Annotated in this window: 1 protein-coding gene; it reads left to right on the top strand. The window is 61.6% G+C overall.

The window, feature by feature from the left end; genetic code table 11:
* Positions 1 to 20: 20 nt before the first annotated feature.
* Positions 21 to 835, top strand: an 815-nt coding sequence (locus NQT62_RS15315) for a flagellin N-terminal helical domain-containing protein (protein ID WP_256765620.1), incomplete at its 3' end; no start/stop codon positions are given.

Raw genomic sequence — 835 nt, 5'->3', positions numbered from 1 at the left:
ACACTGCTTGGAGAATCATCATGTTGGGAATCAATACAAACGTCGCGTCGCTGACCGCTCAGAAAAACCTGTCCATGTCCGGTGCCGGTCTGGACACCGCCATCGCCCGCCTGTCTTCCGGCCTGCGCGTGAACAACGCCAAGGACGATGCCGCTGGCCTGGCGATTGCCGAGCGCATGAACGCACAAATCAAGGGCTACGCTGTGGCCGCCCGCAACGCCAACGATGGCACCTCGCTGCTCCAGGTAGCGGATGGCGCCATGGGCAAGATTGCCGATAACCTGCAGCGCATGCGTGAACTGGCTGTGCAAGCCAAAAACGGCTCCCTGAACATCACCGACCGCACCAACCTGAACCGTGAATACGTCGAACTGGGCAATGAGGTCAACCGCATCACCAACGGCACCACCTTCAACGGCAACGCCGTGTTCAGCGCAGCCAACAAGAGCATGGCTTTCCAGATCGGGACGGGCAACGCCACCACCGACACCCTGACCGTGAACCTGACCGATGATGCCACCGGTGCCGGCAACGACCTGACCACCATCCTCACCAACGGTGCAGCCTCCATTCAGGCCAACCTGGGCGGTGTGGACACCATTGCCAACGCCACCACGGCCATTACCCAGCTCGACGCGTCGATTGACGCCATCACCGGCATCCGTGCCGTGGTCGGTGCCGGTCAGAGCCGTCTGGAACAGGTGGCTGCTTTCGCCGATATCCAGAACACCAACCTGTCCACGGCACGCGGCCGCATCATGGATGCCGACTTCGCCAAGGAAACCGCAGCGCTCACCCGCTCCCAAATCCTTCAACAAGCCGGCACCGCCATGCT

The organism is Limnobacter humi, from assembly GCF_024518835.1.
Taxonomy (GTDB): domain Bacteria; phylum Pseudomonadota; class Gammaproteobacteria; order Burkholderiales; family Burkholderiaceae_B; genus Limnobacter; species Limnobacter humi.
The sequence above is the reverse complement of the archived record's forward strand: the minus strand, read 5'-3'. Positions and strand labels throughout refer to the sequence as shown.